This window comes from Blastocatellia bacterium, from assembly GCA_035275065.1.
Taxonomy (GTDB): Bacteria; Acidobacteriota; Blastocatellia; order UBA7656; family UBA7656; genus DATENM01.
Genome location: DATENM010000004.1, coordinates 66,713 through 91,197 on the forward strand (window position 1 = coordinate 66,713; position 24,485 = coordinate 91,197).

The 24,485-nt window shown below is 61.3% G+C and carries 15 protein-coding genes and 1 pseudogene; 14 read left to right on the plus strand and 2 right to left on the minus strand.

Annotation, left to right across the window (positions count from 1 at the left end):
• Position 1 precedes the first annotated feature (1 nt).
• On the plus strand, positions 2 to 841 hold the full coding sequence (locus tag VJ464_01655) for a sulfotransferase (GenBank protein HKQ03809.1): 840 nt from the start codon (positions 2 to 4) through the stop codon (positions 839 to 841).
• 25 nt (positions 842 to 866) lie between these two features.
• Here VJ464_01655 and VJ464_01660 read toward each other — a convergent pair whose 3' ends face one another.
• Both VJ464_01660 and VJ464_01665 read right to left on the minus strand, forming a co-directional pair.
• Positions 867 to 1,139, minus strand: a complete 273-nt coding sequence (locus tag VJ464_01660; protein HKQ03810.1) for an energy transducer TonB — start codon at positions 1,137 to 1,139, stop codon at positions 867 to 869.
• A 154-nt stretch (positions 1,140 to 1,293) separates the two neighbouring features.
• Complete coding sequence (locus VJ464_01665) at positions 1,294 to 2,046, minus strand: 4'-phosphopantetheinyl transferase superfamily protein (GenBank protein ID HKQ03811.1); 753 nt, start codon at positions 2,044 to 2,046, stop codon at positions 1,294 to 1,296.
• A gap of 418 nt (positions 2,047 to 2,464) precedes the next feature.
• Here VJ464_01665 and sbnB point away from each other — a divergent pair, with 418 nt between their 5' ends.
• The 13 genes and pseudogenes from sbnB to VJ464_01730 all read left to right on the plus strand — a co-directional run.
• Positions 2,465 to 3,496, plus strand: a complete 1,032-nt coding sequence (gene sbnB, locus VJ464_01670; GenBank protein ID HKQ03812.1) for a 2,3-diaminopropionate biosynthesis protein SbnB — start codon at positions 2,465 to 2,467, stop codon at positions 3,494 to 3,496.
• A gap of 1,000 nt (positions 3,497 to 4,496) precedes the next feature.
• Positions 4,497 to 5,897, plus strand: a complete 1,401-nt coding sequence (locus tag VJ464_01675) for a sigma-54 dependent transcriptional regulator (GenBank protein HKQ03813.1) — start codon at positions 4,497 to 4,499, stop codon at positions 5,895 to 5,897.
• A gap of 217 nt (positions 5,898 to 6,114) precedes the next feature.
• On the plus strand, positions 6,115 to 6,351 hold the full coding sequence (locus VJ464_01680; GenBank protein HKQ03814.1) for a hypothetical protein: 237 nt from the start codon (positions 6,115 to 6,117) through the stop codon (positions 6,349 to 6,351).
• Between the two features lie 110 nt (positions 6,352 to 6,461).
• The gene (locus VJ464_01685; protein ID HKQ03815.1) at positions 6,462 to 6,983 is read left to right on the plus strand and encodes a transcription termination/antitermination NusG family protein; all 522 of its coding nucleotides are present in this window, start codon (positions 6,462 to 6,464) and stop codon (positions 6,981 to 6,983) included.
• A 293-nt stretch (positions 6,984 to 7,276) separates the two neighbouring features.
• Positions 7,277 to 7,486: pseudogene (locus VJ464_01690) on the plus strand (MbtH family NRPS accessory protein).
• A gap of 476 nt (positions 7,487 to 7,962) precedes the next feature.
• Positions 7,963 to 8,541 carry an ankyrin repeat domain-containing protein gene (locus tag VJ464_01695; GenBank protein ID HKQ03816.1) on the plus strand — a complete coding sequence of 193 codons (579 nt, stop codon included), beginning with the start codon at positions 7,963 to 7,965 and terminating at the stop codon, positions 8,539 to 8,541.
• 119 nt (positions 8,542 to 8,660) lie between these two features.
• The gene (locus VJ464_01700) at positions 8,661 to 9,380 is read left to right on the plus strand and encodes an alpha/beta fold hydrolase (GenBank protein ID HKQ03817.1); all 720 of its coding nucleotides are present in this window, start codon (positions 8,661 to 8,663) and stop codon (positions 9,378 to 9,380) included.
• Positions 9,381 to 9,399: 19 nt separating this feature from the next.
• Positions 9,400 to 11,328: a molecular chaperone HtpG gene (htpG, locus tag VJ464_01705; GenBank protein ID HKQ03818.1), complete on the plus strand. Its 1,929-nt coding sequence runs from the start codon at positions 9,400 to 9,402 to the stop codon at positions 11,326 to 11,328.
• A 161-nt stretch (positions 11,329 to 11,489) separates the two neighbouring features.
• On the plus strand, positions 11,490 to 12,218 hold the full coding sequence (locus tag VJ464_01710) for a hypothetical protein (GenBank protein ID HKQ03819.1): 729 nt from the start codon (positions 11,490 to 11,492) through the stop codon (positions 12,216 to 12,218).
• Positions 12,219 to 12,264: 46 nt separating this feature from the next.
• Positions 12,265 to 12,732, plus strand: coding sequence for a hypothetical protein (locus VJ464_01715; protein ID HKQ03820.1), 468 nt, complete (start codon positions 12,265 to 12,267; stop codon positions 12,730 to 12,732).
• 188 nt (positions 12,733 to 12,920) lie between these two features.
• Positions 12,921 to 16,580, plus strand: a complete 3,660-nt coding sequence (locus VJ464_01720) for a condensation domain-containing protein (GenBank protein ID HKQ03821.1) — start codon at positions 12,921 to 12,923, stop codon at positions 16,578 to 16,580.
• Positions 16,577 to 17,833, plus strand: a complete 1,257-nt coding sequence (locus VJ464_01725) for a DUF3326 domain-containing protein (protein ID HKQ03822.1) — start codon at positions 16,577 to 16,579, stop codon at positions 17,831 to 17,833. Before VJ464_01720 ends, VJ464_01725 begins: the two co-directional genes overlap by 4 nt.
• 82 nt (positions 17,834 to 17,915) lie before the next feature.
• Positions 17,916 to 24,485 (plus strand): amino acid adenylation domain-containing protein (locus VJ464_01730; GenBank protein HKQ03823.1); only part of this gene is annotated, 6,570 nt, incomplete at its 3' end.

Sequence of the window (24,485 nt, forward strand, 5' to 3'; positions counted from 1 at the left end):
TATGGAGCATTTACGTCCGCGCTTCTTTATTCTGGGTGTCAATAAATGCGGCACCTCTTCACTCTACCGCTACCTCAACGCAAATCCGCGGGTGCTGCCGTGTGCAGAGAAGGAGCCGAATTTTTTCGGCCAGCATCGTCCCGAATACATCGCCTCGCACATTCAGGAATACTATGCGCTGTTCCCGACCGTCGAGTATAAGGGCGACCTGACTTATGAATGGGAGGCGTCGGATCAGGCCGGCACGACTTCGCCCGTTCGCGTGAGGGTGACTCGTGACCCGGCGAAACCTTACATCACAGGCGAGGCCAGCGCGAACACCTTTCACGATGTCTCGCCCTCACTGCTCCATCAATACCTGCCAGACGTTCGGCTGATCCTGTTGATCCGCAACCCGATTGATCGGGCCTACTCACACCATCGCATGTATCAGCGCTTCCAGGCGGCGGGCCATCAACTGGGCTTTGCGGTGCGGGATTTTGACACAGACATTGGCGCGGAGTTGCAACGCTGTGCCCGAGGTGAGGCGACGCTTTGTCTTTCACCGGGTTTTTACGTAGATCGGCTACAGCAATGGGTTTCAGAATATGGCTGGGAGCAGATGCGCGTCATCGTCACGGAAGAACTCGCACAAGCCGAGGGGGCAAAAGCGATCATGCGAGAACTGGAAGGTTATCTTGGACTGCCGGCGCACGATTACGGCGACCTTCTGACTCGACGGTTCAATCATGCTGCGCCTTCGGAGATACCGCCCGCTTTACGGGCGCGACTGGCCGAGCTTTATCGCCCGCATAACCAGCGCCTGCAAGAATATCTCGGGCGCGAACTGCCCTGGGATTGAGTGGCCCAAGAATCTAAAAACATCATCAGCGGTTGAAATTGAAGCGTATCCTGCCGATGACCTTCACCGGCTCGCCGGCCATTTTCGTCGGCTTGAACTTCCACTGCCTGGCCGCCTCAATCGCTGCCTCGGCGAGCGTCTTGTCACCCGACACGCCGATGGCGGAGATGACGTTGCCTTCCTCGTCCACTGTAACTTCGATCAGCACCTCGCCGGCAATGCCGGCGGCGGCGGCTCCAGGCGGGTAGGCGGGAGCCACGCGCTTGGTCGCGCGCTCCTGTAGCACGCCGCTTGACATGCGTATCACCTTGGGCGGGCCGCGGCACGTTCACGCATTGAATTACGATGGAGTGAGCGTAGAAGAACTTCATCTCAATCCGCCTGTGACCAGCCTCTATAGTCCAACCAGACTGCCAACCACGGTTGTGGTACTCATTAATACGCGTTGCGCTTTATTCGGGCCATTGCCAGCAGCGCAGCCGCCAGCCGCTCCCCTCGACGACGAGAGCCGCCTTGAAGCCCGACTCTAGAACCAGCTCGGCCATAGACCAGCGCGAGGCTTCCTGCGCATCGCTCCTGCTTTCTAGCAGCTCGGCTGGTTCACCCGGCCTCAGCGAGACGTCGAACTCATCCAGAGGCTGTGACAAGCCTTTGCCGGTCGCTTTGATGTACGCCTCTTTGCGGGTCCAACAGTTGAAAAAGCCCTCGGCCTTCAGGCCGGCAGGCAACGCGCACAGCACGGCTACTTCACTTATTGAGAAGAAACGCTCGGCTATCTGCTCTTCGGCTATTTCGGCGCGTATGTGCTCAAGGTCGATCCCCAGCTCGCGCCCGCGAGTTACTGCAAAGAGCCCGACCCCACCTGAGTGAGAAAGATTAAAACGGATATCGCAGTCAGGAGCTAAAAGGCATGGCTTCCCGTATGGTCCATAGCCGAAGCGTATCTTCTCAGCCGGCGTTGCGAGGTAGCGGCTGAGAATCGCCCGGAGCACCCCGCGAGCCGCGATGAAGTGCTCGCGGTCTTTGTCGAAATAGAATCGCGCGGCCCGCGCTTGTTCGTCTGGGGTGAGCGTGCCCCAAAAGTCGCTTATCTCCGACTGTGGCCGGGTAAGCTGCGCGCGCCAGACATGCGCCTCATCATCCGGCAACGAGACCCGTTCGCGCGGCACTTGCCATAATTGCTCGGCAGCATTATCTGCACTCATGCGAATCGCCTCACATACAGGCCGGGGAAGAGGGACACCTCGTTGCTGCGTCCCTCTCTTCAGAACAATTTTCGCCTTTTGAGGCACACTGATCAAGTAACCTACTTCCAAACGAGATGAGCCGCAGCAACCTTGTCAAACAACCGGTGCTTAACTCTCTGTCTCATTCAGTGGTTCACCTCAGCCTTAGGCCCGGCAAGGGGGGGCGGCGCATCTATGGGCATCGTACGCTACAGGTCTACTCCAATATCAAAGATCGTTCCGTAAAAGTAGAGAGCCTACAAATGGTTTCGGAGCCTTTTCTTTGATGTGCTTTGCAGATTGTCATATAATTTGCACCTGCATGTTAAGCAGCATTCGCGTCATAGGTGATGGCCACTACACGGGCCATCACATGTCAAGAGTTGGAGTGGCCTTTATGAATAACAATCTGACGGACAAGGGCAGAGGCATCTATATTCTAAACGCGGAGACGGTTTCGTCGCTCCTGGCCGATGGCGATGCCAGGTTGATCGATCTCGTCCGCGGCGCCTACGAAGCTCATGTAATGGGGGATTCGTCCCTGCCTCACTCAACCTTCCTGCGATTCCCTGGCCAGGAGAAAAACAGGATTATCGCACTGCCGGCTTACCTCGGCGGCGAATTTGCAGTCGCAGGGGTGAAGTGGGTTGCCTCGTTTCCCGCCAACGCTGAGCTTGGGATGGATCGGGCTTCTGCCGTCGTCATTTTGAACAGCGCACAGACTGGCAGACCACAGGCGATCCTGGAAGGATCGATTATCAGCGCGAAACGGACGGCGGCGAGCGCCGCGCTTGCCGCTCAGCACCTTCATGGCAAGGAGGTAGACTGCCTGGGGCTGATAGGCTGCGGCTTAATCGGCTTCGAGATCGTGCGATTTCTTATGTCAAACATGCAGGTGAGAAACCTGGTACTGTTTGACACCGACATGAGTCGGGCGGAGCATTTCAAGACGAAGTGCCGTAACTCCTTCGCGGGCATTGAAGTGATGATTGCGGGCAGTAGCGCAGAGGTGCTTGGTGGCTGCTCGCTCACGGCTCTGGCGACTACCGCCGTTAAACCGCATATCAGTGACCTGTCGGCAGTGGCACCCGGCAGCACCCTGCTTCATGTCTCGTTGCGGGACCTGACTCCGGAAGCGATTCTCGGTTGCGACAATGTCACCGATGACATTGATCATGCCTGCCGGGCCCAAACGTCTTTGCACCTCGCCGAGCAGATGTCCGGCAATCGGGCATTTATCAGGTGCACACTCGGAGACATCCTCAGAGGAGATGCTCCGGCGAGGAAAGCCTCGGACTCGATAACCGTATTCAGCCCTTTCGGACTGGGGGTCCTCGACTTGGCAGTTGCGAAGTACTGCTTTGACCGGGCGGTCGAACAGAACATGGCAACCGTCTTGGAGAGCTTCTTGCCGGAAAGCTGGGGCTAATATCGGACGCTTACGGGTCCGCCGCCTGGGAGCGGCTGTGCCGCCGGTTCGCGATCAAGAAAGACCCATGAGATTCACTGGATAGTCAGGGAGTCGGGGCGCGGCTCCGACTCTCGACAAGGGCTGAATTTAATCCTCGGTTTACATGCCGGACTCATTCTGGACAATCTCACCGCCTAATTTCTGAATCACGATTGTAATCTTCCTCTCTTTATGCTTGACACGAGATTAGACTGTGCTATCATCAGGACCTTCAGTAAAGGGGTTTCAATCGCATTAAATTGTATGTATGGAACTGGTGGTTAGCCGAATCGGCATAGACGGCGATTCATCGTTACATTACGCACAATCCGGGTAGGGGCCACTCTGTTCTCTGATGGGAAATCCATTTGAAGATCGTCTTTCTTAGAGCGATCTTCATTTCCCGAGCAATCTCGCCGATTCAGATTTCTGCCAAAAAACAAAAAATACTAGGCAAGGGTTCCTCAAGGCTTAGGTTCTGGTTGCCCAAGACGGCTAAACGTGATTGCCCCGTTATTCCTAGAAGGTGGGCGCAGGTAATAGCAAGTGTGACTCAAGCTCTCACGTAATTATTAGACGAGCAGGCTAACTGCCTCTCCTAAGCGTAATATAGCAAGTGTCAAAGGTCACTCGTTTGTTGCGGACGGGTAGTTTGCGGTCTGTCCCGATAGCGAGTCGCTCTATTATCGCTACGCGCAGGTTGAGGGCGAGGCTGTCTCGCTGGCTGCGAACCTACGTCCGGTCGCGCGAAGGTAGCCGTCAGTAGGCAAGGCGCGAAAGCCGCCTGCCGCAGGCTTCAGTAGAACGGCGAGCGGTCTGGATGGGCCTGTTGCCACGCTCGCCTCCGGTATCCCTAGAGAGCTGCGGCGAGGTTGCACCAGTCTCGGGTGGAATCAGGATAGAGGTTCCGCTCTTTCAAGTAGCGTACGCTCCGGGCACGGAGGGGTGACAGTATAAGAGGCATGGAGTACAGAAGGCCATGATTTTATTACTTCATTCCAATTCCGCGGTGGCTTTGAAGACCGAGTTGCAAGGCGTACTCGCCGAGAGCCTCAGACACGACGCAGAGTCGTTACGCCATATGGGCATCGTGTCAGCGTCGTTTGAGTCTGTCAGCAGCCTGCCTGAGAACGTCAAGAATCCGGACGTGGCGCTGATCTTGCTGGTATTGACGGCACATCTGCTCGAACACTCAGTGGAGATATTGACCGCGATCAGGAAGCTTGTCGATCTGCCCATCATTGTTGTCTATGAAGCGACAAGCCCCGACAACGTCATTGAATTGATGCGCAACGGGGCCAACGATTTCATCACCGTGCCGCTGAACACTGTCAATGTGCTGCCGCGGGTCCGCCGCCTGCTTGACAACCCTCCGGTCAGTCATCACCTGGATCAATCCTTCAAACTCGAATTCGGAAAGAAGCGACTCATCGGCCAAAGCGTGGCTTTCGTCGAGGTGGTCAAAAAGATATCCGTCCTTGCCAAATGCGACGTGAACGTCTTGGTCGCGGGCGAGACGGGCACAGGCAAAGAGTTGTGTGCGCGCTTCATCCACTACCTGAGTTCCCGCTCGATGGGGCCTTTCATTCCGATCAACTGCGGAGCGATACCTGAAAACCTTGTCGAGAATGAGCTGTTTGGCCACCAGCGCGGCGCCTACACCAGCGCGAACACTTCGCAGGAAGGGCTGATCCACGAGGCCGACGGCGGCACGCTCTTCTTAGACGAGGTTGATAGCATGCCGCTGGCCGTGCAGATAAAGTTATTGCGCTTCCTTCAGGAAAAAGAGTATCGGGTGCTAGGGGGGACCAAGACGCGTTTGTCTGACGCGAGAATCCTGGTGGCGACCAACACGGACGTAGAGGCGGCGGTCAAGTCGGGCAAGCTCCGCGAGGACTTCTATTATAGGATCGGCGTCATGTCGGTTACCCTGCCCCCGCTGAGGCACCGCCAGGAAGACTTGCCCCTGCTCGCCCGGCACTTCCTAGCCAAGTACTCGGCGCAGTTCGGCAAGCGGATATCGGATATCTCGCCGGATGCAATCCGCCTGCTGCTGCTTTATGACTGGCCGGGGAACATCAGGCAGCTCGAACATGTCATCGAGGCGGCCGTCGTGCTGTGCGAGGAGAGGATACTACAAGCCCGACACATCATTCTGCCGCAGGCGCAAAGCTCGACTTCCGCCGGCTCTTTCAAAGAGATGAAGGCGAGGGCTGTTGACGAGTTCGAGAGAAACTACATCAATTCGTTGCTACTCGCGCACCAGGGCAACATCTCCAGGGCGGCCCTGGCCGCACAGAAGGACCGGCGGACCTTCTTCGAGCTGATACGCAAACACAAGATCAACCCTCGGCATTACCGTTCGCCTGAGTCGCAGTAGGGCAAAGCCGGCCCCTACTAGGATATTTTTCCCTCAGCCCCACCCCAAGTCTTTTGACACTTTACGCCCACCCCGCCGCGCCGCTAGGGCAACAAGCTTATCGGCGCTCCCACGCCTGTTAGGAAATCCAATGACTTAACTCTGGAATATATATTGCTTTGGCTCAGGTGTGCGAAAAGGCTCAGATGAAAAAACATTACAACTCGGCTACAGAATAATGAGATACCTGGAGCAGAACCCCAACGCCGAGGACACGCTACGTGGGATTACGGAATGGTGGCTTGTCCAGCAAATGATCGAGGTTGAGACGCTGCATGTGCAGCAGGCTCTCGATGAACTCGTCTCCAAGCAACTGATCAGGCAGAGCATCGGTCCAGACAATCAGATTGTCTACCGGATCAATAGCGAGAATGTCGCAGCCGTGAAGGCGTTTCTCACTCAGGGAACGCGATGAGCTCAGCCCGGCCTTCAGTCGTGCTTGAGAAGTAGAGGGCGGCGCTCTCAGATAAGCTGAGGCGGTGCCGCGTGTGGTTGGCGGCTTGATCTTAGAGGTCGCAAGTGATTATGAACAGGCAAACCCTTGATCCACCCAGTTGGTACGCAGTTCACACTCACCCAAGACAAGAAGACCGCGCCGCAAGCAATTTGAGGGCTTGGGGGATCGAGACCTTTTCTCCAAAATTCAAGGAGCAACATATTAACGCTTACACTCAGGAATCGACGTGCTTGATCAAGCACCTCTTTCCTCGGTACATCTTTGCAAGGTTCGATCTCAGTCTGCTTTATAAGGTCTCCTACACCAGGGGGATTCACGCCGTCGTCAGCTTTGGCGACCAGCCCGCCATTGTCGAGGCAACCATCATCGCGCTCATCCACTCTCGGATCGACGGCGAAGGCTTTGTCCGCATCGATGATGAGCCCCGGCCCGGCGACGCCGTGATCGTTAGAGAGGGGCCACTCAAAGGCCTCACAGGGGTCTTCAGTCGGGAGATGAAAGAGGACGAGCGGGTAATGATCCTATTGAACGCCGTGAGCTACCAGGCTCGCGCCGTGATTCACAAGTCCATGGTGAAAAGAATGTTCTGATTGGCAGCGGCGCTCCATGCGCCGGTCGCCAGCCCTTGGTCTGGGAATGGTGTTCAAGGGCGGAAGGCGTGCGCCTTTACGCCTGTGCCTAGGAAGGGCTTGAGCTGGAAAAATCATCGGCTCAACATGCGGTAGCCTGGCCGCATGAGCCCTGTCACCAGGTCACCGCTTCGGGGCCAGGCGCGGTCGACAGGCCGGGCCCGGGAGCAAGAGCCATGCGCTTGGCTCGATCTAGTCACAAGCCGTTTACACACCCCAGGAGCTACACGCCGTAAGCAGGCGAAGGAGGAAAAATGTACGAGGACGACAAAGAAGACACGACCGTCTATAAGGTGGTTGTCAACCACGAAGAGCAATACTCCATATGGCCGGCCTATCGCGAGAACCCGCTCGGCTGGAAGGATATTGGCCAGAGCGGCCTCAAGGCGGAATGCCTGGCCTACATCAAAGAAGTGTGGACCGATATGAGGCCGCTCAGCTTGCGGAAGAAGATGGAGGAGATGGCCAAGAACCCGCCGCCGCCGCCTCCTCCTCCTGACCCCAACCGGCCCCAAGAGAAGAGCCTCGTGGACCGCTTGTGCGAAGGCAGCCACAGGGTCGAAGCGGGCCTACGCCCAGAGAAGACGGTGAAGCTCTTTAAAGACGCCATAGACCGCAACTATGTGCACGTCAAGTTTGTCGATACCAGGGGGGGGACCGAGCTCGGCGTCCGCCTCGACAGAGACAACTGCGATTTCAGCCGGGCCGACTTTGAGAATAGCTCCGGGACGGTTCACGTCGAGGGCGGTTTGACGCTCGATTACGTCGACGTTCGCTGCATCGCAGACATTGACCTGGCGACGCTGGCGGGAACCGGGCAGCTCGCCAAAGTGTAGGCGAACGACGGATCGGTCTGGCGTCGCCGCCTCCATCTCGCGCGGTCGAGGCAGGGGCGAGGCGCCGATGAAGTTGGCAAGGAAACTAGCATGGAGAGCATGAAATGGACCCATCATTGATTGAGGCAGCAAAAGCAGGGAATCTGGAAACGGTAGAAGCCCTCCTCCGCTCCGGGGCCGAGGCGGACGAGGCGGACGAAAAGGGCTGGACCGCTTTGACCTTTGCCGCCGGGCAGGGAGACTTGGCAATGGTGCGTCTTCTTGTCGAAAGAGGGGCCGACCCCTTCAAGGTCGGTCGTGACCAGCGGACGCCGCAGATGGTGGCCCTCGCCGCCGGCCATGTGGAGGTGGTGAAGTACCTGTGCGAGGCCGAGGATAGTCGGGATGCCGAGCGCGCCCGGTCACTCAGGCCGGAGCGCCAATATGCCAGGGCGTACCACCTGCGTGATCTGAAGCAGTTCCCCGGCTGGTCGGAAATCGCCGCCGGCAGCAGCGAAGGGTCGAGCGATGAGCAGGTCGTCTTCGTCCACCAGGATTTCCGAGTGACGGAAAGCATATGGCCGGACGAGAAGGTGATTATCGATCAGGCCAGCGATAGCTGGCGTGAGTTCTGCGCGCAGGTGCTCGGGTTCCAGGTTCCTTCCGACATTGACCTGATGGTGTCGAGCGCGAGCTCGAGCTAAGGCGGGAGCCGGCGCGCCCTTTCCTAAGGCATGCAATCCCGAAAGGTCGTTGGCCCGTGAACAGGCTAGCAGGCCAGTGGTTCCCCTATGAGCGGGAACAGCGAGACGCGCAGCTAAGATTGTTCTGCCTGCCATACGCGGGTGGGTCGGCTTCGATCTTCCGCAACTGGGGAGACTTTCTGCCCCCGCAGGTCCAGGTCGTGCCGGTCGAATTGCCGGGGCGCGGGGGCCGGCTGAACGAGCCCCCTTTCGTGAGATTACCAGCCCTCATCGACGCCCTCGCCGAAGCCGTGCGCCCAGCCTTGCAGTCGCCCTTCGCGCTGTTCGGCCATAGCATGGGGGCCGTGATCGCCTTTGAACTCGCCAGACGTTTGCGCCGCCAGCACCAGGTCGAGCCGCAAAAACTATTCGTGGCCGGCCGCCGGGCACCTCAACTGCCCCGCACCGAGCCCATCACCTACAATTTGCCGGAAGACGAGTTCATCAAAGAACTCCACAGGCTAGCCGGGACGCCCAGGGAGGTCTTGGAGCATGCCGAGCTGATGCAACTGTTCATCCCTTTGCTGCGGGCCGATTTTGAGTTCATCGAGACCTACGAGTACATTCCCGATGAGCCTCTCGGTTGCCCGATCACCGTCTTCGGCGGATTGCAAGACGAGGAGGTAAAACGGGAATGGCTGTTGCAATGGAAGGCGCACACCCTCTCGCGCTGCGAGATCCGCATGCTGCCGGGCGATCATTTCTTCATCCGCTCATCTCAGGACATCTTGCTGCGAGTGCTCGCCAGTGAGCTGCGTGAGCTGCTGGCCGACGCCGGCACGATCAACGGGAAGCCATGAAAGGAGCGCGGAGAATCATATGATGAACTACGCTGAGGAGTTTCAATTCCAGGCGGAGACCGCCCAGCTGTTGGATCTGATGATCCACTCTCTCTACACCAACAAGGAAATCTTTCTGCGCGAGCTCATCTCGAACGCCTCGGACGCCCTCGACCGGTTACGCTTTGAAGCGCTCACCGATCCGCGGCTGCTGGACGGAGACGACCGCTATGAAATCAGGCTCATCCCTGACCCAGCCGCCAGGACGCTCACCATTGCTGACACCGGCATCGGCATGAGCCGCCAGGAAGTCATCGATAACATCGGTACGATTGCGAAGTCGGGCACCCGCGAGCTGCGGGAGGCTTTCCGAGAGGGCGCCTCGCAGCAAGTCGTGGGGGAGTTGATCGGGCAGTTCGGCGTCGGTTTCTACTCTGCCTTCATGGTGGCCGAGAAGGTGACGCTATGCACGCGCAGGGCCGGCGAGGCGACCGCGACCCTGTGGGAATCGACCGGCGATGGCTCCTACAATCTGACTGATGCGCAACGCCAGGGCCGCGGCACCGAGATCACCTTGCACCTGAAGCCGGCAAGCTCGGATGAGGGGCTCGAAGACTTCACCGATCAATGGGTGCTCGCCCGCATTGTCAGAAGGTATTCGGACTTCGTCTCTTATCCCATCATCTGCCCGTTCGAAAGCGAGAAGCCAGGCGAGCCGGGAGCCCCACTTGAAACGGTGGTCGAGGACAAGACGCTCAACTCGATGCAGCCGATCTGGGCGCGGGCGCCGGGCGAGATCAGCGAAGGCGAGTATACAGACTTTTACCGGCACATCACGAATGACTGGGAGGAGCCGCTGCAAATCATCGCCTCGCGGGCCGAAGGCACCGCCGAGTACCAGGCGCTGCTGTTCATCCCATCAAAAGCGCCGACCGACCTCTTTTATCATGCCGCCGGCATTGAGATCCGGCTGTACGCCAAACGCGTGCTGATCATGGAGCGCTGCGACGACCTGCTGCCGAAATACCTGCGCTTCATCAAGGGGGTGGTCGATTCCTCCGACCTGCCGCTGAACATCTCGCGCCAGATGCTCCAGCAGGATCGGCACATCGCGCAGATCCGAAAGTGGCTGACGCGAAAAGTGCTCGACACCCTGGAGACGATGCGCGAGAAAGACCCCGGCAAGTATTTGAAGTTCTGGCGCGAGTTCGGGCGAGCATTGAAGGAAGGCATATCGGCGGATCACGAGAACAAAGAGAGGCTGTTGCGGTTGGCCCTGTTCAGCTCGTCGCACGACGCGGAGGAACTGACGACGCTGGCAGACTACGTCGAGAGGATGAAGCCGGAGCAGGAGGATATCTATTACCTCACGGGGGAGAGCCGCGCCCTGGTAGAGAACTCTCCCCACCTGGAGGGCTTCAGGGAGAGGGGCTACGAGGTACTCTACCTGATCGACCCGGTCGATGAATTGCTGACGCAGGCCGTGTGGGAATACGCAGGCAAGCGGCTGAAGTCTGCGGGCAAAGGCATGGCCAAGCTGGGCAGCGCGCAGGACCGCGAGCGCATCGAGCAGGAGCTGAAGGCGAAGGAAGAAGCGACGGCAGAGATGTTGGCGGCGATGCAGAAGGCGGTCGATGAGCACGTCAAGCAGGTGCGGCTGACGAGCCGCCTAGTGGCCTCGCCCGCGTGCCTCGTCGGCAACGAGATGGACTACAGCCCACAGTTGGAGAAACTGCTGCTGAAAGGTAAGGGGGGAGGAGCAAAGCAGCGGCGAATCCTGGAGCTGAACCCGGAGCATGAGCTCTTCAAGAAGCTGCACGAGCGCTACGCGCAGCGCCCGGATGAAAAGCAGTTGGGCGAGTGCGCGGAGTTGTTGCTCGGTTACGCGCTGCTGGCCGAGGGCTCGGAGCTTCCTGATCCGGTGAGATTCAACCAACTGGTGATCGATTCGATGGTACGCACATTGTAATGCCGGCTGCCAGGGCGTAGCCGGTCAACCTCTAACCCGCAACTGCTCCGCGGAGGAAGGTCCGCAGTGGCCTCATCCGGCACGGGGCTCCTTGCCGCCCGCTTGGCGAGTCAGTCAAGGCAGAGTCTGTGACTCGCGAAGAGACTCAGAAAGGAATCACTATGAAGAGAGTATGCATTACCATTCTTCTATGCTCGCTGCTGGGCATAGCATCCTGTTCGAAGAATTCGGGCTCTCCATCCCTGCCGACCGCCGACCAAGTGCTCGCCACCTACGTCAAGGCGCTGGGCGGTCAGGATGCGATTGCGAAAGTAAACAGCCGGTTGACCAAGGGCTCCATTGAAATGAGTGGCGCGACCGGCAAGGTCGAGAATTACGCCAAAGCGCCGAGCAAGTACATGTCGGTCACCATGATCCCGGAAGGCACGGTGCGAGAAGGCTTCGACGGCGCAGCGGGCTGGGGCATTGACCCGGCGGGCCACATGCGCGACTGGACGGCCGACGAGATCGCCCTGTCGTCGCGCACCCGCAATCTCCACCGCGACATCGATCTCAAGTCGTTGTACACGAACATTGCCGTGGTCGGCCAGGAGGCCGTCGAGGGCCGGCCGGCGTACGTCCTGGAGCTGACGCCGAAGGCCGGCAAGGCCGAGAAGATGTTCTTCGACGCGCAGACCGGACTGCTGATCGAGCATGAGTACGAAGTGGTCGGGCCGCAAGGGCCGCGCCCTTTCAGGTATCTCTACGACAACTATAAAGAAGTCGACGGGGTGAAGCTGCCCTTCACGATCAAGCGCGTCAAGCCGAGCGGCTATACCGTAAAGATCGACGAGGTGCAGACCAACGTTGCTATTAATGATGACCAATTCAAACGGCCGCCCACCCCCTGAGCGCGGGCCGCCGGCTGATGGGTCAGATGACGACTCGGAGGTGCATATGAAGCTAGGAGAAGTCTTGAAGAAGGAAAGGGAGCGCAAAAAGCTGACCGCAGAAGACGTGGCGGCGAAGATCGCCCTCCCGCTTGAGCAGTACCTGCTGATGGAGGGCGGCGACTCGCCGATTGAAGAGTGGGGGCCGCGGCTGGCGCTCATCGCCATCCAGTTGAAGACGCCGACTTCCAGGCTGATCGCCGAGAGCGGTAAATCGGCCCAGGCGAGACAGGTCGAGGGGCAGTGCGGTAAGTTGATCAGGCGGCATCGCGAGAATCGCGGCATCCCGGCCGAGACGCTCGCCGACAAGCTCCAACTGTCGCTCACGGAAGTCGGCGAGATCGAGGACGGGGGCAGCGCGCTGGAAACCTACGCGCCGTTGCTGCTGTCGTTTGCCGAGGTGGTCGAGCAGCCGATCTTCAACCTGTTCTACCCCTGCGGCCTGTCGTTCCAGCAGTTGACCGATTACCCATGAGGCGCGACGGCGTGATGACGGCCCGCGTCAACGCCGGCTTCGCTTCGCCCACCCGCCGCCAACCTGCTGTCTAGCAACGGCCGCCCGCCGGCAGCCGCTGCTAGATGGCGCACTCGCGCCAAATCCCCACGCCCGAAAGCCACTTGCGCCGGCCGGCTGCCTGCGGGCGGCCGGCGGCTGGAGTACGGATGCAAAGTAAGAAAAGCCACGCCATCAGCCCGGGCTGGTCGCAGGTCGGGACACTGGTAGACCTGCTCAAGCTCAGGGCATCGCAGCACCCCGAGCAGCTTGCCTACACCTATCTCGTAGACGGCGAAGACCAGGAGATGAGCACGACCTACGCCGAGCTGGACCTGCAAGCCCGGACGACCGGCAATCAACTGGCGCGGATGGGACTTGGCGGCCAGCGGGCCCTGCTGCTCTACCCGCCGGGGCTTGATTTTATCGCCGGGTTCTTCGGCTGCCTGTACGGAGGGCTGGTGGCGGTGCCTGCCTACCCCCCTGACCCGACCCGGCTGAAGCGGAGCTTGAGCCGCCTCGAGGTCATTGCCGCCGATGCTGAGGCGCGCGTGGTGCTGACGACGCAGGCAGTCTTATCGCAGGCCGCGCGGATGCTACAGCAAGCGCCGGCCCTGCGGGCGCTTGAGTGGGTGGCGTCGGATGGCATCACCAGCGACATCGGCGACCCGACGGTGCGCGACTCGTCCGGCGACGAGATCGCTTTTCTTCAGTACACCTCCGGCTCGACCGGCAATCCCCGCGGGGTGATGCTCACGCATGCGAACCTCCTGCACAACGCCGCTATGGTCCGCTCATTCTTTGATCATGGCAGCGAAGATAAATACGTCTCGTGGCTCCCGACCTTTCACGACATGGGGTTTATGTCGGGCGTCTTGCAGCCCCTCTATTCGGGAATCCCTGCGGTGCTCATCTCGCCGGGTGAATTCCTGCGCCGGCCGCTGACCTGGCTGAGAGCCATCTCGCGCCACCGGGCGACGACCAGCGGCGGCCCGAACTTCGCCTACGATCTGTGTGTCAGAAGGATTACCGCCGAGCAGCGCGCCGGGCTGGACCTGAGCAGTTGGGAGGTCGCGTTCAATGGCGCTGAGCCGATCCGCGAGGAGACGCTCGAACGCTTTGCCAGGGCCTTCGAGCCTCACGGCTTTCGCAAGCAATCGATGTTTGCCTGTTACGGGCTCGCCGAAGCGACCCTGCTGGTGGCGGGAGCGCAAAAAGGCGAATTGCCCATCACGAGAGGCTTCTCGGCGACGGCGCTCGAAAAGGGCCTGGTGGCTGCGTCGGCGGCCGGCACGCCCGGGCAGCATGTTCTGGTCAGCTGCGGCCGCGCCGCCCTGGATCAAGGGATCGCCATTGTCGATGAAAAGACCTGTCAGCGGTGCCCGCCCGACCGGGTCGGCGAAGTCTGGGTCCGGGGTCCGAGCGTTGGCCAGGGCTACTGGAACAAACCGGTCGACAGCAAGCCAATATTCGAGGCTCGCATCGCCGAGACCGGCGAGGGACCTTTCTTGCGCACAGGCGACCTGGGGTTCATCCATGACGGAGTGCTGTTTGTCACCGGGCGGCTCAAGGACGTAATCATCATCCGCGGGCTCAACCACTACCCGCAGGACATTGAATTGACGGTGGAGAATTGCCACGCGGCCCTGCGTCCGGGCTGTGGCGCTGCCTTCTCGGTCGACGCTGGCGGCCAGGAACGACTCGTCATCGTTTATGAAATCGACGAGCGCAAGCAGCCGGACCCGGTCGAGGTCACCGCCAGCATCCGCCAAGCGGTCAGCGAAGCTCATGAGTTGCAGGCCCACGCGATTGTGCTGATCAGGGCAGGCTCTGTGCCAAAAACTTCGAGCGGCAAGATTCAGCGCCGCGCCTGTCGCAAGCAGTTCCTGGAAGGCGCGCTCGAAGCGGTTCACCACAGCGTGCTGGAGGAGCAGACGCGTCCAGCGCGCGCCGAGGGTTTCTTGCGCAAGGCGCTGCTTGCCCTGGAGCAGCCGGCGCGGCTGCTGGTGATCGAGTCTTGTGTGCTGGAGCAGGCCGCCAGGGTTCTGCGCTCGCCGGCGTCAGGGTTGACGGCCAATCTGCCGCTGTCGGCCCTCGGCCTCGATTCGCTGATGGCCATCGAGTTGAAGAACCAGCTTGAAGATCAGCTCGGCACATCGGTCCCGACTTCGAAGCTCATGGCCGGCGTCACGGCGGCCCAGTTAGCGCAGCTTGTCGCCGAGCAGTTGACGGCCGCGCCGGCCGGCCGGCCCGCCCCGATCCGCCCTGATGAGGGGCCGCCGACTGAAGCCCCGCTGTCGTACACGCAAAAGGCGTTGTGGTTTTTCCAGCAGCTTTCCCCGGACAGCGCCGCCTACAATGTCACGTTCGCCCTGCGCATCAGCTCGCCCGTGGACGCCGGAGCCTTGCGGCGGGCCTTTCAATCCGTCGTCAGTCGCCACGCGTGCCTGCGCACCACCTTCGCCCTACGTCACGGCCAGCCGGTGCAGAGAGTGCAGCGGCAGCAGCAAGCGGATCTGCGCGAGGTGTCAGCCGCCGGACTGTCTATGGATGATTTGCAGCAGGCAGTAGCCGAGGAGGCCGGCCTGCCGTTCGACCTGGAAGCCGGCCCGCTGTACCGCGCCCTGCTGTTCACACGCGAGCCCGAAGACCATATCCTCTCGCTGGCCGTGCATCACATTGTCATCGACGGGTGGTCCTTCTGGGTGCTGTTGGATGAGCTGATGGAATTGTATGAAGCGGAGGTGAGCGGCCGACAGCCGGATCTGCCGGCGCCCGCCCTCGACTACTCGGATTACCTCAGCTGGCAGGCCGAGCTGCTTGAAGGCGAAGAGGGCGAGCGGCTATTTCATTACTGGAAGCGAGAGCTGGACGGCGACCTGCCGTTGCTCAACCTGCCGACGACGCGCGCCCGCCCGCCCGTGCAGACCTATGCGGGCGCGTCCCACGGGTTCCAGTTGGAGCGAGAGCTGGTGATGCGTTTCAAGGAAGTGACCGCGTCGCTCGGGGCGACGCTCTATACGGGCTTGCTCGCCGTGTTTCAGATCTTGCTTCATCGGTACACGGGGCAGGATGACATTCTGGTCGGCTCTCCCATATCGGCGCGCAGCAGGGCAGAGTTTGAAGGCATCGTCGGCTGCTTTTTCAACGCCATGATCATGCGCGCAGACTTCTCTTCCGACCTGACGTTCGAGAAGTTTCTCGGACGGCTGCGCGAGAAAGTACTGGGCGCTCTGGATCATCAAGATTACCCGTCGCATTTGCTGGCAGAACGACTACAAACGGCCCGCGACCCGGCCCGCCCGCCGCTGTTCCAGGCGACCTTCATCTTTCAGAAGCCGCACCGCAAGGGGCGATCACCCTTGCCGGTCGGGCCGACCGCCGCGCCGGCTCATGCCGGCAGCCTCCGCCTCAGTCTCTTTCCCCTTGAGAGGCGCCACTCGCGCATGGAGCTTGAGCTGGAGATGATCGAATCCGGCGGCGGCATTTGCGCATGGCTGCATTATAACCGCGACCTGTTCGACGCCGCTTTCATCGAGCGGATGGCGGCTCACTACAAGGTCTTGCTGGAGGGCGTCGTCGCCGAGCCGCGGCAGCGCATCTCCGGCCTGCCGCTGCTGACGCCCGAAGAGATGGACGACCTGTTGGCCGGGCAGCGCCTTGACCCCCTGCCGGCCATCGGCACAGGAGTGCAAGAGTGGTTTCAGGAGCAGGCCCGGCAAACGCCCGACAAGGTCGCGGCGGTTGACCAGGATGGCTCGATAACCTTCAACGAACTGCGCAGGCAGGCCGCGCGCCTTGCCTGTGTCATAAGGAGACTGAATAGATGATCGAAAACACACAACGCCAAGCCAAAAAGCCACGGTTCTCGGTAAATGGGTCAGCCTGTGCGGAGATCGAGCGGCTCGTCGGAAGGACCGCCCTGCGGTGGTACATCGGGCAGGTGACGAAGGACGAGATGGTGATCGAAACCACCGCTTTCAAGGAGCAGGCGAGCGCCCGCTCGGAGCCTTTCAGTCGCCAGCATTATCCCGGCAAGGACGTTGTCTTGAACATCGTGCCGACGGGCATCGGCTGTAGCATCGGCGGCTTTGCCGGCGACGCCTCGCCGGTGACGCGCTTGCTGGCGACGGCCGCCGATTACCTGGTGACTCACCCGAACACCGTGAACGCTTCTGATTTCATCGGGCTCCCCGATGACAACGTCGTCTATGCCGACGGCTACTCCATAGACGCCTTTTGCAAGGGCGCCGTCGATCTGCACCTGCCGCATGCGAACCGCGTCGGCGTGATCGTCGAGAAGTCCGATGACTGGAAGCTGAACGTCATCTTCAACGTCATTAACACGGTCAGGGCAGTGCATGGAGTAAACATTACAGACTACGTCGTGACCGAAGAGGCCATCGGCGGCCGCTGCATCAAGAATGACTCGGGGGCCTTCGTCGGCACCATTGATAACCCGCGGGTGATCTTCGAGTCATGCGAGAGGCTCCTCGACCGCGGAGTTGATGCCATCGCCCTGACCAGCAACATTCAGGATCTGCCGTTGGGCGAGTACGCGCGGCACTTCCAGGGCGAGTTCCCGAACCCGGTCGGCGGCGTCGAAGCGGTGATCTCCTATCTGGTGACGAGTCGCTATCACGTGCCTTCGGCACACGCGCCGCTGATTAATACGAGAGAGCTTGACCTGACCAGCGGCATCGTCGATGCGAGGGGCGCCGGCGAGTTTGTTTCGACGAGCGGCCTCGCCTGCGTGTTGATTGGGCTGCGCAGGGCGCCGCAGACCGCCCCCAGGCCCGGCTGTAGGACCTCTGACATCATCAATGTCAACAACCTCGCAGCGGTCGTTTGTCCGGCGTCTAGCCTGGGAGGCATCCCGGTCCTTTACGCGCATGAGCAAGGCGTGCCGATCATCGCCGTTCAAGAGAATCGCACGATTCTCGATGTCACACAGGAGAGTCTCGGATTGGAGAACGTCATCCAGGCCCGCAGCTACGCCGAAGCCGCCGGCCTGCTGCATGCGCTCAAGCGGGGCGTCAGCCTGCAAAGCCTGGCAAGGCCCCTGCGCACCTACCGGTACTAGCCCCGCTCACGCCCACATCTCGGGCGCCCTCTTGCCCGCGCCCGCACCCCTGAAGCATCGCAACGGATTTGGACCTTAGCTTATGAACATGGCAACCGACAGGCTGATTGGATTAATGACCGGCCAGAATCTCAACCAGCTCATCGGGCTGTGGGGGATCTTTGACTCGGGCCACGGGTTTGTTCCTATCGACCCGGGCTATCCGCCAGAGCGGATCGACTTCATGATTCGTGATTGCGGCATCGAGACGCTGGTGACCGAAGCGCGCCACCTGGACAAGGCGCTTCAACTCTGCGGCGCTGACGGCGCGATCAAACAAATCATCTGCCTCGACGAGGTGCCCGACCAGCACGGCGGTCATCCGGGGGTGTCGCTTTACGACCTGCGAGCGTTTGACGAGGAGGAAGCCGACCCGCGCCACAACGGGACGGCCGACACCGGTAAGGTGGCTTACGTCGTCTACACCTCAGGCTCGACGGGCAGGCCGAAGGGCGTGCCGATCACGCACGACAATCTATTGCCGCTGCTTGATTGGAGCAAGCGATACTTCAGGTTTGGCGGCCGGACGAGGGTCTTGCAGAGCCTGTCCTACTGCTTCGACTTCGGCATCTTTGAGATTCTGACGACCGTGCTTTTCGGCGGCACGCTCTACTGCCTTGACCGAAATCAGCGGATGGACCCGTCGGCGTACGCAGAACGGGCTAACGATTACGAGATCAACACGGTGCATTCGACGCCGTCGTTCGTCGGCGAGCTTGCGGCCTGCGGGCGCAAGCTGCGGACCCTGGAGGTGCTGCACCTGGGCGGTGAAGCCCTGACGGGCAGGGCGGTTGACGAGTTGCAAGCCATCCTCGAAGAGGGCTGCACGATCTATAACGGCTATGGGCCGACGGAAGCGACTGTCAACAGCTCGATCTTTGAGGTGAGCCCGGCACGCTCTGCTGTGCCATCGCCGACCGTGCCTATCGGCAAGGCAAGCGCGCAGAACGCGCTTTACGTTCTCGACCGCCATGGCAATCCGGTGGCGGAGGGCGTGCCGGGCGAGCTACACATTGGCGGGCCGGGGCTGGCCGCAGCCTACATCAACCTGCCCGAGCTGACGGCGCAGAGATTCGTTCCCGCGACGTTCAGCATGCGGCCGGGCGAGCGCCTGTACAAGACCGGCGACCTCGTGCGGCGGCTCGCCGATGGCAACCTGGAATTTCTCGGCCGCCTTGATCATCAGGTCAAGGTGCGCGGATTTCGCATCGAGCTGGGCGAGATCGAAGCTGGGCTGGCGGCGCACACGCTGGTGAAGGAGGTTGTTGTAGCGGCGCGGGAAGACCGCCGCGGGGCCAATTGGCTGGTCGCTTACGTGGTGCCGCAGCCGGGCGGCGTTGTCGACAGCAGCGAGATGCGGCGCTTCCTGCGGCAGAGGCTGCCAGACTACATGATCCCCTCAGCCTTCGTGATTCTGGAGGCGCTGCCGTTAACGTCGAATGGAAAGCTCGACCGGCAGGCGCTGCCTCTGCCAGGCCTGGAGCGGCCAGCCGGGGCGGGTGATTTCGTAAGCCCGCGCAACCATTCGGAGGAGATCGTCGCCGGCATCTGCGCAGAGGTTCTGGGTCTGAAGCAGATCGGCGTCAACGACAATCTCTTTGATCTCGGCTGTCACTCGCTGCTGGCGACGAAGATCGTCCTGCGCATCCGCGAAGCTTTTCAGGTCGAGTTGCCGCTCGTCCGCCTCTTTGAAAAGCCGACAGTGGCCGGCTTGGCCGAAGCCCTGGAGAGTTGCGGCAAAGCGGGCGACGGGCTTGAAGTGCCACCGATCAGCATCGCGCCGCGAGACCAGGCCCTGCCGCTGTCGTTCGCGCAGGAGCGCCTATGGTTCCTCAGCCAGCTCGACCCGACCAACACGTCCTACTACGTGCCGCGGGCACTGCGCATCAGCGGCGCGTTCAGCGTTCGTGTGCTTGAGCAGAGCTTCAGCGAGATCATTCGCCGGCACGAAATCTTGCGCACCACTTTCCCGATGGTTGACGGCCGCCCTGTGCAGGTCATCAACGCCTACGAGCCTATCCACATTCCGCTGATCGACCTGCGTCTGCTGTCAGAGGATGAGCGTGAGCAGTACGTCCACGACCATATCATCGAGGAAGGCAACCGGAACTTTGACCTGGCTAGGGGCCCGCTGCTGCGGCTGAAGGTGCTGCAACTGACCGACCGGGAATTTATACTTATTCTCACCGAGCACCACCTTGTCCATGATGGGTGGACGCAGGGGGTTCTCATCCACGACTTCCTGACGACCTACGGGAGCATGGCCGAGGGCAAGCCCTCGCCACTGCCTGAGCTGACCCTCCAGTACGCTGATTTTGCCTGCTGGCAGCGGGATTGGCTTAAGGGCGAGGTGCTGGAGAATCAGATCAAGTATTGGAAGCAGCGGCTTGCCGGCGCGCCCGCCTTCCTCAGCCTGCCTGCCGACCACCGGCGGCCGCCGGTGCAGCGGTTCCGCGGCGCTGAATACAGCCACGTCATCAAGGAGGAAACCGCCGAGGCGCTCAGGGCGATGAGCCGCAGACAGGGCGCCACTCTTTTCATGACGATGTTGGCGATTTTTAAGACGTTGCTCTATCGCTACACGGGCCGCGAGGACATGGTGGTCGGCTCCGGGGTGGCCAACCGCCGCGCCCGCGAGACCGAGGGCCTGCTCGGCATGATTATCAACACCATCGTGCTGCGCACAGACTTGGGAGGAAAGCCGAGCTTCCACGAGCTCATGAAGCGGGTGCGCGAATCCTGCCTCGGCGCCTATAGCAACCAGGACCTCCCCTTCGAGCAGCTCGTCGAAGAGCTGCGCCCGGAGCGCAGCCTGGATTACAACCCGATATTTCAGGTGGTGTTTGCTTTTCAGGATACGGTGACGCCGGTGCTCGAGCTGCCGGGGATGTCCATGGAATTGCTGGATGCTCACAACCACTCTGCCAAGTTCGACCTGAGCATTGTCGTCTTGCCATGGCGCGAGCAGCTCGTCGGGCGTGATGTGGCCAGCGCCAGCCATGACATTACCTTGTTGTTTGAATACAACACCGACCTGTTTGAGAGGCCGACGATTGAGCGGGTGGCCAGGCACTACAGCGTTCTCCTTGAGAGTGCCTTAAAGGATCAAGACGCCAGCATCGCGGAAATGACGATGCTCACGGAAGAAGAGCGCGCGCAACTGTTAGTAGAATGGAATGACACCGCGACCGTCCACCCAGGCGGTCAACTGGCGCACGAATTATTCGAGCAGCAGGTAGAGCAAACCCCCGAAGCCATCGCGGTTGTTTATGAGGGTCAGCAACTGAGTTACTTCGAACTGAACCGGCGCACCAACCAGTTGGCTCACCGCCTGAAGGAGTTGGGCGTCGGTGCGGAGAGGCGGGTTGGTCTATGCCTGGAGCGCAGTCCGGACGTCGTCATGGCGATCCTGGCGGTGCTGAAAGCAGGGGGCGCTTACGTGCCGCTCGACCCCAGTTACCCGCCCGCCCGCCTCTCCTACATGCTTGAGGACTCTGGCGCCGTGCTGCTCCTCAAGCACAGCCACCTCACGCTCGATACATCTCAAGCAGCGCCGCCCCGCGTGGCGCTCGATCTTGAGTGGGACGCGATCATTCGTTACCCGGACTCCAATCCTCCCGCTACCCTCTCGCCAGACAACCTCGCTTACGTCATCTATACGTCAGGCTCGACGGGGCTTCCGAAAGGCGTAGCCATCACTCACCGGGGCCTGAGCAACCTGGCGGCCGCCCAGCAGCAGCTCTTCGGCCCGCTCAGCGCAAGAGCTGTCATGCAGTTCTCCTCCATTAGCTTCGACGCCTCGATGTGGGAACTCACCATGTCTTTAACGGGCGGGGCGAAGCTGGTGCTCGGCAGCCGTGGGGCGGTACTGGCGGGCGAGGAGTTGAGGCAGTTGCTGGAATGGGAGCAAGTGGAAGTCGCGACGCTGCCGCCAACCGTGCTGGCCAGCCTACCAGGAACACAAGGGCTGGCGTTGAGCACATTAGTAGTCGCCGGGGAGGCGTGCCCCACGACTCTGGTCGAGCAGTGGGCAGACGGCCGGCGGATGCTGGATGCCTATGGACCGACGGAGTCAACCGTATGCGCGAGCATGTCCGGGGAGCTAAGGGCAGGAGAGGAACCTGGCATCGGTTGGCCGATACCCAATACGCGAGTGTACGTGCTGAACTCAGTGGGGCAAGTATTGCCGGTCGGAGTAACCGGAGAGCTCCAGATCGGGGGAATCGGGCTGGCGCGAGGATATATCGAGCGGGCCGCGATGACGGCCGAGAGATTCGTTCCCGACCCCTTCAGTGGCGAAGCCGGAGCGCGGCTATATCGCACGGGTGACCTCGTCCGTCATGCCAGCGATGGCCAGCTCCAGTATGTGGGGCGGGCCGATGCTCAGGTGAAGGTGCGGGGGTATCGGGTGGAGCTAGGGGAGATCGAGGCGGCGGTCAACGAGGAGGCGGGGGTGAGGCAGAGCGCCGTGGTAGTGCGCGAGGCGGAAGGGCGAGGGCCGCAGGTGGTCTGCTACGTCGTGGGCGAGGAGGGGGCGGAGGTGAGCGGCAAGCGGCTGCGCGAAGGGTTGAGCCGGCGGCTGCCGGAATACATGGTGCCGTCGGTGTTTGTGAAGCTGGGGGAGCTGCCGCTGACGGCCAACGGCAAGCTCGACCGCAAGGCGCTGCCGGCGCCGGCGGCCGCGATAGACGGTGAGGGCGAGCCAGCAGCGGCAGAGAATGTCATCGAGGAGCTGGTAGGAGGGATCTTCAGTGAGGTGCTGGGGCAGCGAGAGGTGAGCGTCGAAGCGAACTTCTTCGAGCTGGGTGGCCACTCGTTGTTGGCGACGCAGGTGGTGTCGAGAGTGCGCGAGGTGCTTGGGGTGGAAGTGGCGTTGCGGGCGCTGTTCCAGGAGCCGACGGTGCGAGGGCTGGCGGCGGCCGTGCAGCAGCAGCAGCAGCAAGGCGGCAGCCGCCTCCCGGCAGGGCCGATTGAGCGGGTGAGTCGAGAGAGCGAGTTGCCGCTGTCATTCGCGCAGCAGCGACTGTGGTTCATCCATCAACTGGAGCCGGAGAGCGCCGCCTACAACATCCCGATGGCGGTGCGGCTGAGCGGCGAGCTGAACCTCGCGGCTTTGGAGCAGAGCCTGGGAGAGATCGTGAGGCGGCACGAGGTGCTGCGGACGCGCTTCGAGCTGCGGCAGCAACAAGCCGTGCAGGTGATCGAAGCCGAGGCCAGGGTGCGACTGCGGCTCTGGGAGCTCAGCGCGCTGCCGGCAGAGAAGCGCGAGGCGGTGGCCGGCGAGGTGGTGCGGCAAGAGAGCGGGCGCGGTTTTGATCTGCGAGGCGGGCCAGTGCTGCGGGCGGCGCTGCTGCGGCTGGCCGATGATGAGCACATCCTGGTGGTGGTGATGCATCACATCGCCTCGGACGGCTGGTCAACGGGGGTGCTGGTCTCTGAGTTCAGCCGGCTCTATGAGGCTTATAGCCAGGGCCAGCCCTCGGCTTTAGAGGAGCTGCGGATACAGTATGCCGATTACGCGGTGTGGCAGCGGCAGTACTTGCAAGGCGCGGTACTTGACGAGCAGCTGGCGTACTGGCGGCGGCAGCTAGCCGAAGTGGCGGTGCTGGAGCTGCCGACGGATCGGCTGCGGCCGGCGGTGGCCAGCCACCGCGGCGGCAGCGTCGGCTTGCGCCTGAGCGAGGAACTGACGCAGCAGTTGCGGCGGCTGAGCCGGCAGCAAGGCGTGACGATGTTTATGACCTTGCTGGCGGCCTTCAAGGTGGTCTTGAGCCGCCACAGCAGCCAGCGCGATATCGTCATCGGCACCGACGTCGCCAACCGCGGCCGGGTCGAGACCGAGCCGCTGATCGGCTTCTTCGTCAACCAGCTGGTGCTGCGTACTGACCTGTCAGGCGACTTGAGTGTGCGGGAGTTGCTGGGGCGGGTGCGAGAGACGGCGCTGTCGGCTTATGCCCATCAGGAGGTGCCTTTCGAGCGCCTCGTCGAAGAGTTGCAGCCCGAGCGCAGTCTCAGCCATGAGCCGCTCTTCCAGGTGACGCTTGCTTATCAGAACTTAGCTGCTATATCGCTTACTTCAAGTCTCAAAAAGTTGGGTATTTCTCCCTATGGCGTACAGAGCAGCGAAGTTAAGTTCGACCTGGAGTTGACGATGACGCATACGGAGGAAGGCATCCAGGCCAGCCTCGCCTACTGCAGCGACCTCTTCGACCGCACCACCGCCGCCCGCTTGCTCTCCCATCTCAGCCTCCTGCTGTCGGCCTTCGCCTCCGACCCCGCCGCCGCGGCCAAAGACTTGCGCATGCTCTCACCGGCCGAGCACTGGCAACTGACCGCCGAGTGGAACGACACGCTGCGGCCCTACCCCCGCCACCGCTGCCTCCACCACATGTTCGCCCAACAGGCCTTAGCCTGCCCGGACGCGGTCGCCGCCTCCTGCTCCTCGCTCCACCTTTCTTACGCCGCCCTCGCTCTGCGCGCCCAACTGCTGGCCGACCGCCTGCGGCAGCAGGGCGTCACCGCCGAGCAGCCCGTCGCCGTACTCTGCGAGCGCGGCCTCGAGCTGCTGGTGGCGATGCTCGGCCTCTGGCAAAGCGGCGGCGTCTATGTGCCG

Coding starts and splice junctions, on each gene's coding strand:
- VJ464_01655 (HKQ03809.1), top strand. CDS start 2: ATGGAGCATTTACGTCCGCGCTTCTTTATTCTGGGTGTCAATAAATGC.
- VJ464_01660 (HKQ03810.1), bottom strand. CDS start 1,139: ATGTCAAGCGGCGTGCTACAGGAGCGCGCGACCAAGCGCGTGGCTCCC.
- VJ464_01665 (HKQ03811.1), bottom strand. CDS start 2,046: ATGAGTGCAGATAATGCTGCCGAGCAATTATGGCAAGTGCCGCGCGAA.
- sbnB (HKQ03812.1), top strand. CDS start 2,465: ATGAATAACAATCTGACGGACAAGGGCAGAGGCATCTATATTCTAAAC.
- VJ464_01675 (HKQ03813.1), top strand. CDS start 4,497: ATGATTTTATTACTTCATTCCAATTCCGCGGTGGCTTTGAAGACCGAG.
- VJ464_01680 (HKQ03814.1), top strand. CDS start 6,115: ATGAGATACCTGGAGCAGAACCCCAACGCCGAGGACACGCTACGTGGG.
- VJ464_01685 (HKQ03815.1), top strand. CDS start 6,462: ATGAACAGGCAAACCCTTGATCCACCCAGTTGGTACGCAGTTCACACT.
- VJ464_01695 (HKQ03816.1), top strand. CDS start 7,963: ATGGACCCATCATTGATTGAGGCAGCAAAAGCAGGGAATCTGGAAACG.
- htpG (HKQ03818.1), top strand. CDS start 9,400: ATGATGAACTACGCTGAGGAGTTTCAATTCCAGGCGGAGACCGCCCAG.
- VJ464_01710 (HKQ03819.1), top strand. CDS start 11,490: ATGAAGAGAGTATGCATTACCATTCTTCTATGCTCGCTGCTGGGCATA.
- VJ464_01715 (HKQ03820.1), top strand. CDS start 12,265: ATGAAGCTAGGAGAAGTCTTGAAGAAGGAAAGGGAGCGCAAAAAGCTG.
- VJ464_01720 (HKQ03821.1), top strand. CDS start 12,921: ATGCAAAGTAAGAAAAGCCACGCCATCAGCCCGGGCTGGTCGCAGGTC.
- VJ464_01725 (HKQ03822.1), top strand. CDS start 16,577: ATGATCGAAAACACACAACGCCAAGCCAAAAAGCCACGGTTCTCGGTA.